This window comes from Pseudomonas sp. IT-P260 (genome assembly GCF_949768395.1).
Taxonomy (GTDB): domain Bacteria; phylum Pseudomonadota; class Gammaproteobacteria; order Pseudomonadales; family Pseudomonadaceae; genus Aquipseudomonas; species Aquipseudomonas parakoreensis.
Genome location: NZ_CATKPO010000033.1, coordinates 235,309 through 247,757, shown reverse-complemented (window position 1 = coordinate 247,757; position 12,449 = coordinate 235,309). Strand labels below are relative to the sequence as shown.

Genomic DNA, 12,449 nt, shown 5'->3' with positions numbered 1-12,449 from the left:
GTTCAAAGGAAGGCAATCGCGCCCGGTGGCGCGGCCGGGCTTCAAACCCGGTTGGGGACGGCATCCGTTCCCGGGCAGGTTCGACTCCGGCTGCCTTCCGCCAATTATCCCGATTCCAAAAAACGCTTCCTGTCCCCTGTGGGAGCCAGCCTGCTGGCGATAGCGGTGTGTCATTTACATCAATGTCGGCTGACCGGCCGCTTTCGCGAGCAGGCTCGCTCCCACAGGGGATTGGGGTTTTCAGACTGGCGTGTATAGCAGGGTTTCGTTGTCGGCGGCTTCGTGGAGTTTTTCCAGTCGATGGATTCGTAGGGCGATGTCGGCTCTGAGTCTGGGTTTGACCACCCGCCATCAAAGCCCCAACGGATACTGAATCACCACATAAATCCGGTCGATATCATCGCCGGCCTGTGCCTCATTCGCTCGGTGCGAGACGTGCGACAGCTGTACCGACAAATCCTTTGCCGCTCCCGATTGCACGATGTATTTCAGATCGATGTCCCGTTCCCAATGTTTGCCGCCAGCGCCTTGCTGCGGCTGATAGTCGCCGGTGTCGGCATCGAACAGGTTGTACGCGCCGCCCTTGGGCGCGTGGGTGCCGTCGATGTGGCTGCCGCGAACATATCGGGTCATGAAGGTCAGGCCGGGGATGCCGAAGGCGCCGAGGTCAAGGTCGTAGCGTGCTTGCCAGGAACGTTCGCCGGCGCCGTTGAAGTCGGCGTATTTGATCGAGTTGGCGAGGTAGATCGAGTCGCCGCCCACGAAATCGAACGGTGTATCGCCATTGATGCGTTGCCAGCCGAGCATCACTCCATGCGGGCCAAAGTTGTACTTGCCGGACAGGCTGAACGCCGTGTTATCGATGGCGCCGGCCAGCGCGCGGCCGGTATCGCGGGTGCGGTAGAGGTTGGCGTCGAGCAGCAGGCCGGACTGTTTGACGTGCAGATTGGCGTAGTACTGATGCCAGGTGTCTGTCAGTTCCGAAGCGTACAGCGAACCACCGACGGGGCTGCCGCCATACAGGTCGGCGCCGAGAAAACTGATTCCGCCGGCCTCGGTGGTGGCGCCGTAGCCGGAAAAGTCGCCGTGGCTTGAAGAGCTGTCCTGATTCTTGAACGCGGTGAAGTGTCCGGCCGTGAGGTTTACGTTGTCGATTTCACGGCTGTTCAACAGCAAACCTGTGGCGTATTCCGGTTGCAGGCGTTTGTCCGAGGTGTCGAACACCGGGGTTTCCACGGTCATCTCGCCGAACGCGAGGGTCGTTCGCGAAACCTTGAGTTTGAACGCGCCGCCAGCGCTGGAGTAGTTCGGTTCACTGCGACCGCTGCTGTCGACCGGCAACAGCCCCGTGCCGGAATGACCTTTGCCGCCGTCGAGTTTCAGGCCGAGAAAGGCGTGGGCATCGATGCCAAAACCGACGCTGCCCGGTGTGTAGCCAGAGGTGAACGTGCCAATAAAACCCTGGGCCCATTCCTGCTTATAGTTTTTGCCGGAGGGCGAGGGCGAGCGGTAGTCGTTGCTCAGGAAGAAGTTGCGGCTGAGCACGTCGGTTTTGGCGTCGTTGAAGAAGTCGCTGGCGAAAACAGTGTCGGTCGCTGCGCAAAGCAGGGCCAACAGTGCAAGGCGTGGTGTCGAGGGAGCCATCGAAAGAGACCGACAATCAGGGAAAGTCTCCGATGATGGGCACGATCAACCGGGCGGGATTGAGCCGATGTGCTGAGTTCAACCGAGTGCCCTTGTGGGAGCTAGCCTGCTAGCGAAGGCGGCCTGCCAGTCGACATTGATGTTGAATGACACTCCGCTTTTGCCAGCAGGCTAGCTCCCACAGGGGGTATGGGTTACAGGCGGCCGTATTCGCGAGCGGTGCGATCCACGGCGATGCGCGTTTTGTCGACCAGCTCATCCATCTCCGCCCGCGTGGCAATCAATGCGGGGGCCATGATCATTCGGCCCAGCGTCGAACGAATGATCAGGCCTTCTTCAAAACCAATGGTGCGGCAGCGCCAGGCGATGTCGTTCTCGTTGGCAAAGCGCTTGCGGGTGGCTTTGTCTTCGGCGAATTGCAGCGCCGCCACCAGCCCGACGCCCTGAATCTCGCCCACCAGCGGATGGTTGCCGAACACCTCACGCAGGCAGTTCTGCAGGTACGGGCCGGTGTCGTTTTTTACCTGCGTGACCACGCCTTCATCGCGCAGGGCCTTGAGGTTGGCGATCGCCACCGCCGCCGCCACCGGGTGACCGGAGTAGGTCAGACCATGGGCGAACACGCCGCCTTTTTCCACCAGCGCTTCGGCCATGCGTCGCGACAGGATCAGGCCGCCCATGGGGATGTAGCCGGAGGTCAGGCCTTTGGCGATAGACAGTGTGTCCGGTTCAAAACCGAAGGCCTGGTGCGCAAACCATTCGCCGGTGCGACCAAACCCGCCAATCACTTCGTCGGCGCACAGCAACACGTCGTACTTGCGGCAGATGCGCTGGATTTCCGGCCAGTAGGTGGCGGGCGGGATGATCATGCCGCCAGCGCCCTGGAACGGTTCGGCGACGAACGCGGCGACCTTGTCGGCGCCCAATTCAAGAATCTTGTCTTCCAGTTGCCGTGCGGCGCGCAGGCCGAATGCTTCCGGGCTGAGGTTTCCTTCGTGGGCGAACCAGTACGGCTCGTCGATGTGCGCCACGTCAGGGATGGTGCCGCCCATTTCGTGCATGAATTTCATGCCGCCCAGCGCCGTCGCGGCCAGGGTCGAGCCGTGGTAGCCGTTCCAGCGGCCGATCATGATTTTCTTCTCGGGCTGGCCCATCACCTGCCAGAACTTGCGCACGGTGCGGATCAGCACCTCGTTGGCTTCGGAGCCGGAGTTGGTATAGATCGCGTGGCTGTAGTGCTGGGGCAGCAGGCTGAACAACAGCTCGGAAAGCTCGATCACCTGCGGGTGAGTGGTGTGGAAGAACATGTTGTAGTAAGGCAGTTGTTGCAGCTGCGCGGTGGCCGCGGCGGCCAGATCCTTGCGCCCGTAACCGAGGTTGGTGCACCACAGCCCGGACATGCCGTCCAGATAGCGCTTGCCGTCGTTGTCCCACAGCGCCAGGCGATCCCCGCTGACCATCACCCGCGGGCCTTCCTCGTTGAGCGCCTTCTGGTCGACGAAGGCGTGAATGTGGTGGGCGGCGTCGGCGGCCTGATAATCGCGGGTGCTGCGGGTCGGATCGAATTCGGCGGACATGGCGGTTCTCCAGAGAAACGGGGCAAGTGAGTGCGCGTTCATTCCAGCGGTGCACGGCTAATATTTGTCACTTAAAAATATTTTTGTAAAGAAAATATTTGTCGGTGAAAAAAGAAATCCGTAGGCTGACGCCCATCAGCAACACAGGACACCAGCACCATGAGCGGGCTCAGAGAACGGCAAAAGGAACAGCGCAGGGAAGTCATCGCGCAGGCAGCGCTGGAGTTGTTCATCAGCAACGGCTTCGGCGCGACCACGCTGGAGCAGATCGCCAATCAGGCCGGGGTTTCCGCGCCAACGGTGGTCAATTATTTCGGCGGTAAACAGGAAATTTTGCTGGCCTTGCTCAAACAGCCGGACGAGCAGGCGATGCGTGATGCGCGGGCCAATCTGGACGACGACAGTGATCCGCTGGAGGCGCTGTGCGAGTTCGAAGGCTTGATGACCGACTACCAACTGCAAGCGATGCCGGCCTCACTGTGGCGTGAGTTGGCGCCGTTTCTGCTCACGGGTGAACTGGCTCAGGCATTGAGTCCGTGGAATGCGGCGGTGATCGAGGAGACCAAAGCGCTGCTCGGGCATTTCCAGACGCAGGGCAAGCTGCGTGCGTCGGTCGATCTGGACGTGGCGGCAACGCTGTTCAACCAGTACGCGAACATGGCGTTCATCCGTTTGGCGACCCAGGAAGTGCCGGACCGACCGGCGCATGCCTTGCACATGCGCGGGGTGCTGACGCTGTTGTGTCACGGCATGCTGGAAGGTTGAACGGACTGACAGGTCCGCCCCGTCAGGAGGCGAAGGCTGTCCGCAGAGTGAATGACAGCAATGAAGAAATACTGTCATCACCCTCATCCTGCAAGCCGATCTGACAACCGTTCAGCGCTCAACTACGCTGCCTTACGTATTCCTCTGACACCCGGGCGTAAGGAAACACGCGCATGCGAAGCAGGCTGCTGGCGGTAGCGATGATGGTGTGTGCCTTGCTCGGGTCCGCAGCTGGCTGGGCGCTTGAGGAGACGGCAAAGCCTGCGAATGAAGCGGTGGAGCTGAAGGTCGCCAACCGCAGCATCATGCTGTTTCGCGCGACGCTGCTGGGCGAATCGCCGGCGACGCGGGTCAAGCGAGCGAAGACGGTCATCACCGAGGCGCTGGACGAGTCGGAGAATCTGACGGTCTCGATCGACCCGATCCACAACAGCTACATGGTTTTACTGGGCGACAAGCGCGCGTTCATCGTCGCGCCCAAGGACGTTGATGGCCTCGAATACGCCTCAGTGCAGCAGGCTGCCGAAGGCGCTGCCGAGAAACTGCGCCAGGTGGTCACAGAAACCGGTGAGGCGCGCAGCCTGCATCTGATCCTCAGGTCTTTGGCGCTGGCGGCAGCGTCCACTGTGATCTATGTCGGCTTGCTCTGGTGCCTGGCCTACCTGCGTCGCAAGTTGCTGAGCAAATTGCCCGAGTTGATGGAGCGCCATACCCAAGTGCTGAAAGTCGGGCGGGTGCAGTTGATCGACGCCAATTTTCTCTATCCGTTGGTCAGTCGCCTGCTGTTGGTGTTGCGTTGGCTGGTGATTGCGCTACTGACCTATGAATGGCTCGGGTTTGTCCTGTCGCGATTTCCCTACACCCGGCCGTGGGGTGAAAGCCTCAACAACTACCTGTTCGAGTTGGCCGGTTATCTGCTGGATGGCATTGTCGGGGCGATTCCCGGGCTCGGCGTGGCGCTGGCCATTTTCTTTATCGCCCGTGGGGTGACGGCGTTTGCCCGGCGCATTTTGCGGCGCATGGCGACCCCGGGCACCTTCAGTTGGCTGAACCATGAGACCCTGCAACCGACCCAACGCCTGACCTCGCTGGCCATCTGGCTGTTTGCCCTGGCGATGGCGTATCCGTATCTGCCGGGCGCCGGCACCGATGCGTTCAAGGGCTTGTCGGTGCTGATCGGCCTGATGATTTCCCTCGGTGCCACCAGTGTGGTGGGGCAGGCGGCAGCCGGATTGATCCTGACCTACACGCGCACTTTGCGCCCCGGCGAGTTCGTCAGGATCGGCGAATATGAGGGCACCGTCACCGAGCTGGGCATGTTCACCACACGCATCCGCACGGGGTTGGGTGAAGTGCTGACGCTGCCCAATTCGATGATCACCGGCACCGTCACCAAAAACTACTCGCGCACCGTGAAGGGTCCCGGTTACGTGGTCGATACCGTGGTCACCATCGGTTACGACACCCCGTGGCGGCAGGTCGAGGCGATGTTGCTGGAGGCGGCCCGCCGCACGCCGGGTGTTCTGGAAGACCCGCCGGCTCAGGTGTTCCAGACTGCCTTGTCGGATTTCTATCCCGAATATCGCTTGGTAGCGCAGGCCATTCCGAGCCAGCCGCGCCCGCGTGCGGTGTTGCTGAGCATGCTTCACGCCAATATTCAGGATGTGTTCAACGAATATGGCGTGCAGATCATGTCGCCGCATTATCTGGATGACCCGCAGCAAGAGAAGCGAGTGCCGAAGGACAAGTGGTTCACGGCCCCCGCACAAAAACCGGAGGGTCAGGATTTGCCTTAGTCAGTGCCGTTCTTTGGGGGGGCGTCAGCGCCGGATCGCGGCATACGACTTGCCCAGATCGCTGGCCCAGCCGTCCAGCACGCCTTTGACGTCATCGGCAGTCAGCACCTGTTTGTCGTTTTCCAGCGGCACGCCGGTGCCCTTGCGCACCACTTCGGCGACCACTTCGCCGGTGGAGCCATCCTCGAACGAGACTTCGGTGGTGATTTCGCTGTCCTGATCGCGGATGCCGGTGGCGGTGCTCACGCCGGCGGCAACCAGGGTCACCGGCAGCCATTCATAAAAGCGCAAGCCTTGGGTGCTGGCGGCGACGCGGGTAATCGCTGGTCTGACGGTCAGGGTGTTCGGCCCGGGTTGCGATACCAGGTGCATGACCTTGCCCAGCTCCAGCCTGAGCGCGGCGTCGTAGTAGTCGGTGACGCCGGACAGCGTGCTCAGCGGAACTCGCTCGGTCGGCGCGACGCTGGGGTAGAACTGACTGGGCGCCAGATAGGCCTGGGTGTAACGCCCTCGGGCCAGCGCCGGGCTGACCCAGCCCAGCACGGTCTGCCCGGATGGCGATGTGTGCTCGCTCAGCACGCTGTAATCGTGCAGAAATCCTGTGTACTTCTGCGGTTCAACGGTTTTGCTGCTGCAGGCCGACAGGCTCAGAGACGCTGTGCACATCAGTGTCATCAAGCAATGGCTTTTTATCATGCGAATCCTTGTTTTGCGCTTTTGACCCGTGTCGTTCAAGCGCGGGCAGTGATTGGGGAGGAGAGCGGCGGGGTGTTGTCCGAGCATTCGATGTGCAGCTGGCCGTGGCTCATGATCCACTGGATGAGGTCGGCGGTCGGAATCGAATGCACGTACTCCACCCATTGCGAATCGCTGGGGCCGTACTGCTCGAAATAGCGGCGCAGGACGATACGGCTTTGGTCATCTGACAGGCCCAGGCAGAACTCCTGAAACAGCAACGGCGTATTCTGATCAGGCGCGCTGGTGCGCTGGCTGAGAATCAACGGATAGCGGGCGTCGTGGCCCTCGGCGGTGTACCTGTCGTGCAATGCGCTCATTGAATGCCCCCCGGTTGTCGATGGCGAGCAGAGTGCCTGAGGGGTTTTGCCGCAGCATGTCCGCTTGATGTCCGCGACGAAGGAATGTTGCTCGATTGAAATATATGACCTGGCGGCCAGAATGGTTTTAGATGCGTTCTTTTTTGGCCTGAGGATCCTGTGCCCGTGAGCAGACTGCTGATCGTCGACGATGACGTGGAAATTCTCGCCCTGCTGAAGAAGTTCTTCATCCAGCACGCCTACGAGGTCGATGTCGCCGCTGATGGCGCAGCGATGTGGGCGGCGATTGCCCAGCAGCGCCCGGACACAATCATTCTCGACCTGATGCTGCCCGGTGAAGGTGGCCTGAGCCTGTGCCAGAAAGTGCGGGCGCAGATGGGCATTCCGATCATCATGCTGACCGCCATGGGCGAATTGAGCGACCGGATTGTCGGCCTCGAACTGGGCGCCGACGACTACGTGACCAAACCGTTCGCCCCGCGTGAACTGCTGGCCCGCCTGCGCGCCGTGCAGCGTCGTGCCGGTGAGCAGCTCAGCCCTGTCAGCGAACCTTCGCGACCGGTGATTGCTTTCGCCGGTTGGCATCTGGATATCACTTGTCGCGAACTGCGCTCCCCGGAAAACGTGATGATTCCGCTGTCCGGTGGCGAGTTCGATCTGCTGGTGGTGTTTCTCGATCACCCGCAACGCATTCTCACCCGCGAGCAACTGATCGACCTGTCTCGCGGCCAGGGCCACGACGCCTTTGATCGCAGCATCGACGTGCAGGTCAGCCGCTTGCGCCGCAAGATCGAGCCGGACAGCAAGCGTCCGGACCTGATCCGCACCGTGCGCAACGGCGGTTACCTGTTCACCGCCAAGGTCACGCGCGCATGATCCGTCGATTCCTGCGCCGTGATCCACTGAGTCGACGGATCGCCCTGACCATCGTCGCGGCCATGCTCGCTTCGCTGGCGCTCAATTTTCTGTTCGTGGAGGTGGCCGGGACCTGGGCGCGACCACCGATTGAACGTACCGGGTTGCTGGAGCAGATTGCTGCGACCGTCAAAGTGATCGAGGCTGCACCAGCGCCTTTACGCCCGAAACTCGCGCACGCGGCAACCGGCCCGACGCAGGAGGTGACATGGAGTGCGCAACGTGACGAACTCGGATTGCCAGCGGGGGGTACGCAGCTCATCGCCAACAAGACGTCGGGGTTGCATCAGTTGCTGGGTGATGAGCGAGACATTCGGGTGTTCAATCCCGCCGACTGGCCGAGCGGCAGTCCGCTGGCGCGCTACGCGGCGCTGATTCAACTGCCGGATGCCAGCTGGTTATTGTTCTCTTCGCCTGAACGCTCCTGGGGCCTGGACATCGGCACACGCATCGCGATCATCATCGCCCTCGGTCTGATCGCCACCGTGCTGGTGGCCTGGCTGGCCACGCAGCAACTGGCCAAACCGCTGCAACGCTTTGCCAGTGCCGCCCGCCGCTTTGGCGGTGATCTGCGCGCGCCGCCGATCAAAGTCGAAGGCCCGGACGAGATCCGCCAGGCCATCATCGCGTTCAACACCATGCAGGCGCAGATCCAGCATTACATCAGCGAGCGCACGCACATGCTCGCGTCGATCTCCCACGACTTGCGTGCGCCGCTGACCCGCATGCGCCTGCGCAGCGAGTTCATGGAGGACTTTGATCATCAGGGCAAACTGATCCGCGACATTGAAGAAATGCAGTCGATGATCAACGCTGCGCTGGCGTTCTTTCGGGAAGACACTCAACCGGAGCAAAGCACTGCGTTCGACCTGTCGGAGTTGCTGCAGACCATCATCGACGACTACCGCGACCAGAACATCGCTATCGATTTCCATGGCCCGGCGCATCTGGTCTACGAAGGTCGCCCGCTGGGAATCAAGCGTGTGATCGTCAATCTGCTGGAAAACGCCGAAAAGTACGCGCAGCAGCCGGCCATTACCTTGAGCAGCGATGGCTACAGCGTTTGCGTTGACGTCAGCGACGAGGGGCCGGGGATTCCCGAAGCGTCGTTGCAGCGGGTGTTCGACCCGTTCTTCCGCCTGGAAACCTCGCGCAACCGGGAAACTGGTGGCGTCGGGCTCGGGCTGTCGGCGGCGCGGGCGATCGTGCGCGAGCAGGGCGGCGAACTGACGTTGAGCAATCGCAGCAGCGGCGGCTTGCAGGCTCGGGTTGAGCTGCCGCTGTAGCACCTCAGGCCTGAGGTGCGAAACATCCCGCTGTTATGGCGACCCTGATAACGGGGGAAAACGCTTTGCTGCTTGTCGCTATGAAATTTGTTCTGTAGATTTTCATGAAATTATAAGAAATAAATTTCATGAGGCGCCGAATGTTTCAGCAATCCCAGCAGCATGTCGCCAGTTATTACGCCCACAGTTGCGCCGATGTTCTCAGCACGCGGCCGGCGCTGGAAGGCGCGCACGACGCGGAAGTGGTGATCATCGGCGCCGGATTCAGCGGGCTGCACACCGCGTTGCGTCTGGCTTTGGCCGGCAAGCGCGTCACTGTGCTCGAAGCCAGTCGCGTGGCATGGGCCGCGTCGGGACGCAATGGCGGGCAGGCGATTCTGGGCTGGTCGTGCGACATGCCGCCGCTGGAAGCTGCGCTCGGCTATGAGCGCGCCCGTCGCCTATGGGACGGCATGCGCTGGGCCGCGCAGGAACTGCGTGAATTGCCCGTGCGACACGGTTTTGATTGCGACTATCGCCCCGGCCATTTGTGGACTTCGGTGATGCCGCGTCGGGTCAGCCTGCTGACTGAATGGCAACACGAAGCCAGTCACAAATGGGGCCATGACGGCCTGCAATTCATTCCCCGTGAAGACCTGCCGCAATGGGTCGCCAGCGAACGCTATCAGGCCGGTCTATACGACGCCGAAGGCGCGCACCTCAATCCGCTGAAACTGGCGCTTGGCCTGGCGGCCGCCATCGAGCGCGCTGGCGGGCGTATTCATGAGCAAAGCAAAGCGCTGAGTTATCAGCAGGAGGGCGACGGTTTTCGGGTCAATACCGAACGCGGTTCGGTGAAGGCGGACGTGCTGGTATTGGCTTGCAACGCCTATCTTGATGAACTTGATCCGCAACTCTCCCGTTGCATCCTGCCGGTCGGCACTTATCAAGTCGCCACCGCGCCACTGACCCCGGAGCAAGCCATCGCGCTGCTGCCGAGCAACGTCTGCGTGACCGATAACCAGTTTGTCCTCGACTACTTCCGCCGCACGCCGGACAACCGCTTGTTGTTCGGCGGCGGCTGCACCTATCTGGGTGGCATGCCCAAGGACATTGCGGCGGCGACCCGGCCGTTTCTCGAACGGGTGTTCCCGCAACTCAAGGGCGTTGAACTGCAATTCGCCTGGGGCGGGCACATCGACCTGACCATGAACCGTACGCCGGATGTCGGCGGCGAGGGCAACCGTTATTGGCTTCAAGGTTATTCGGGGCATGGCGTGCTGCCGACACTGGCCGCCGCCCGCGCGGTGTCCGATGCAATTCTTGGCGAGACGGATGAATTGGCGTTGTATCAAGGTGTGAGCAATGGCCGTTTCCCCGGCGGCAAGCACTTCGCCGCACCGCTGGAAGCCATCGGCAAGGCCTGGTATCGCCTGCGCGATAGCATTTGATGAGATGTTGACCATGAACAAGCAAGAAGAAATCGCGGCGCTGGCGATCCTGATCCACGACCTGCGCAAGCACAAGAAATGCACCCTCAAGGAACTGGCGGACAAAATCGGCCGTTCGGTGGGGTTTCTCTCGCAAGTCGAACGCGGCCTGTCGCGCCCGACCGTGGCCGACCTCACCGCGATCAGCGAAACCCTCGGCGTGCCGACCACCTATTTCTACAGCCTGCCCAAACCCAGACAAGTGCCGTGGGTTACCCGCCCGGACGAGCGCCGCACGCTGTATTACGCCAGCGGCATTACCGACATTCTGGTGTCGCCGCAGATGCGTGCCTCGTTCTCGATGCTCGAAAGTCATCTGGAACCGGGCGCGAGCAGCGGTGACCGGCACATGAGCGACAGCTCGGAGCAGGGCGGTTACGTCCTCGAAGGCGAACTGACCTTGTGGCTGGGCAACGACGACGAACCGGTGACCTTGAGTGCCGGCGACAGCTTTCAATTCGACAGTCACACCCATTGCCGCTACGGCAACCGCACCGGGCAGCTCACTCGCGTGCTCTGGGTCTACACCTGATAACAACAAAGGATGAATACGATGGACGCTGTCTGCTCTGACCTGCTCGCCGAAGTGCGCGCGTTTCGCCAACGCTACCCCGAGGTACGCTATGTCGACCTGATTTCCCTGGACATTCCGGGGCATTTTTACGGCAAGCGCTATCCGGTGGACATGCTCGAAAAAGTCGCGGCGGGCAGCGCCTTGAAACTGCCGCAGAACTGCGTGTTGCTGGGCGTGCAGGGCGGTCTGTTCAAGATCGGTGATTACTGCTTCAACGACGGTGATCCGGACGCTGTGCGCCGCTTGGTGCCCGGCACACTCAAGCCCGTGACCTGGGAAAGTCAACCGCTGGGACAAATGCTGATCACCTCCGACGGCACCGCCAAACCGATCGAATTCGAACCCCGCGAAGTGCTGGCAAAAGTCCTCGACCGACTGGCGGGCAAAGGCATCCATCCGGTGGTCGCGTTTGAGCTTGAGTTCTATCTGTTCGACAAAAAACTGCGCGACGGCCTGCCGCAATTCCCTCGCGACGAGCTGAGCGACGACGCCGATGATCAGCCGAACATGCACATCGAACGCCTGTCGCGTTTCGCCCCGGTGCTTGACGACATGGTTGAAGCAACGCGGGCGCAGGGCATTGATGCCACGGTGATTACCGCCGAGCTGGGGCCGGGCCAGTTCGAAATCAATTTCGGCCATCTGGACGACGGTTTGCGCGCCGCCGACTGGGCGGCGCTGTTCTGTCGCAGCACCCGCGGCGTTGCGCTCAAGCACGGCTATCGCGCCAGTTTCATGGCCAAGCCGTACGTGCAGCATCCGGGCAGCGGCATGCATGTGCATGTCAGCCTGTATGACGCCGCCGGCAACAACCTGCTGGCCGCCAATCACCAACAGCCGCTGCGCCATGCAGTGGCCGGTTGCCTGGATTTGCTGCCGCACAGCATGCCGATCTTCGCGCCGAACCAGAACGCCATGCGCCGTTTGAGCGGCACGGTGAACACTGCGACCAAAGCGAGCTGGGGTTACGAGGATCGTGACGCCTGCCTGCGCATCCCCGAGTCGGACACGAAGAACCTGCGCATCGAATACCGGCTGGCCGGCGCCGACGCCAACCCGTATCTGGTGCTGGCGGCAATTCTGGTGGGCCTGGAACATGGTCTGGCATCAGGCAAGGAACCGATCCCTCCCCTCAACGACGATCGCAACAGCGGCATCGATTTCCCGACGGAAATCCTCGACGCGGTGCGCGCCTTGCAGCATCAGCCACAACTGCGTGCGGGACTGGGCGCCGAGTTTGTCGACGTGTATTGCGAGAACAAACGTCAGGATCACCTGGCATTCATGCAGGAGATCAGTGCGCGGGAGTATCGCTGGTATTTGTGATCACAGGTTCAGCGCCACACTTGAGTCAGTTGCAGCGGCCGC

The 12,449-nt window shown here is 61.5% G+C and carries 11 protein-coding genes and 1 tRNA gene; 8 read left to right on the top strand and 4 right to left on the bottom strand.

The window, feature by feature from the left end; all coding sequences use genetic code 11:
- The first annotated feature begins 7 nt into the window (after nucleotides 1–7).
- Nucleotides 8–103: transfer RNA gene (locus tag ACM6HV_RS15080), tRNA-Sec, on the top strand.
- A gap of 248 nt (nucleotides 104–351) precedes the next feature.
- Here the strand turns inward: ACM6HV_RS15080 and ACM6HV_RS15075 are convergent.
- Both ACM6HV_RS15075 and ACM6HV_RS15070 read right to left on the bottom strand, forming a co-directional pair.
- On the bottom strand, nucleotides 352–1,644 hold the full coding sequence (locus ACM6HV_RS15075; protein ID WP_414904608.1) for an OprD family porin: 1,293 nt from the start codon (nucleotides 1,642–1,644) through the stop codon (nucleotides 352–354).
- A 194-nt stretch (nucleotides 1,645–1,838) separates the two neighbouring features.
- The gene (locus ACM6HV_RS15070; RefSeq protein ID WP_414904607.1) at nucleotides 1,839–3,221 is read right to left on the bottom strand and encodes an aspartate aminotransferase family protein; all 1,383 of its coding nucleotides are present in this window, start codon (nucleotides 3,219–3,221) and stop codon (nucleotides 1,839–1,841) included.
- A 159-nt stretch (nucleotides 3,222–3,380) separates the two neighbouring features.
- On the opposite strand from ACM6HV_RS15070, the gene ACM6HV_RS15065 reads away from it, so the two are divergent.
- Together ACM6HV_RS15065 and ACM6HV_RS15060 are read left to right on the top strand one after the other, a co-directional pair.
- Nucleotides 3,381–3,986, top strand: a complete 606-nt coding sequence (locus tag ACM6HV_RS15065) for a TetR/AcrR family transcriptional regulator (RefSeq protein ID WP_041064099.1) — start codon at nucleotides 3,381–3,383, stop codon at nucleotides 3,984–3,986.
- Between the two features lie 173 nt (nucleotides 3,987–4,159).
- Nucleotides 4,160–5,782 (top strand): mechanosensitive ion channel family protein, encoded by a 1,623-nt coding sequence (locus tag ACM6HV_RS15060; RefSeq protein ID WP_414904606.1) that lies wholly within the window; start codon nucleotides 4,160–4,162, stop codon nucleotides 5,780–5,782.
- Between the two features lie 24 nt (nucleotides 5,783–5,806).
- Here the strand turns inward: ACM6HV_RS15060 and ACM6HV_RS15055 are convergent, their stop codons facing one another.
- Both ACM6HV_RS15055 and ACM6HV_RS15050 read right to left on the bottom strand, forming a co-directional pair.
- Complete coding sequence (locus ACM6HV_RS15055; protein ID WP_371260331.1) at nucleotides 5,807–6,448, bottom strand: DUF3313 domain-containing protein; 642 nt, start codon at nucleotides 6,446–6,448, stop codon at nucleotides 5,807–5,809.
- A gap of 65 nt (nucleotides 6,449–6,513) precedes the next feature.
- A complete protein-coding gene (locus tag ACM6HV_RS15050) occupies nucleotides 6,514–6,837 on the bottom strand; it encodes a hypothetical protein (RefSeq protein ID WP_414904605.1) in 324 nt (107 codons plus the stop codon).
- A gap of 165 nt (nucleotides 6,838–7,002) precedes the next feature.
- Between ACM6HV_RS15050 and ACM6HV_RS15045 the strand changes: the two genes are divergently transcribed.
- The 5 genes from ACM6HV_RS15045 to ACM6HV_RS15025 all read left to right on the top strand — a co-directional run bounded on the left by ACM6HV_RS15045 (nucleotide 7,003) and on the right by ACM6HV_RS15025 (nucleotide 12,407).
- Nucleotides 7,003–7,713 carry a response regulator gene (locus ACM6HV_RS15045; protein WP_414904604.1) on the top strand — a complete coding sequence of 237 codons (711 nt, stop codon included), beginning with the start codon at nucleotides 7,003–7,005 and terminating at the stop codon, nucleotides 7,711–7,713.
- A complete protein-coding gene (locus ACM6HV_RS15040; protein ID WP_041064080.1) occupies nucleotides 7,710–9,038 on the top strand; it encodes an ATP-binding protein in 1,329 nt (442 codons plus the stop codon). Before ACM6HV_RS15045 ends, ACM6HV_RS15040 begins: the two co-directional genes overlap by 4 nt.
- 140 nt (nucleotides 9,039–9,178) lie before the next feature.
- Nucleotides 9,179–10,468, top strand: a complete 1,290-nt coding sequence (locus ACM6HV_RS15035; protein WP_414904603.1) for an NAD(P)/FAD-dependent oxidoreductase — start codon at nucleotides 9,179–9,181, stop codon at nucleotides 10,466–10,468.
- A 13-nt stretch (nucleotides 10,469–10,481) separates the two neighbouring features.
- Nucleotides 10,482–11,039, top strand: coding sequence for a helix-turn-helix domain-containing protein (locus ACM6HV_RS15030; protein WP_222014369.1), 558 nt, complete (start codon nucleotides 10,482–10,484; stop codon nucleotides 11,037–11,039).
- A 21-nt stretch (nucleotides 11,040–11,060) separates the two neighbouring features.
- Nucleotides 11,061–12,407: a glutamine synthetase family protein gene (locus ACM6HV_RS15025; RefSeq protein WP_414904602.1), complete on the top strand. Its 1,347-nt coding sequence runs from the start codon at nucleotides 11,061–11,063 to the stop codon at nucleotides 12,405–12,407.
- The last annotated feature ends 42 nt before the right edge of the window (nucleotides 12,408–12,449 follow it).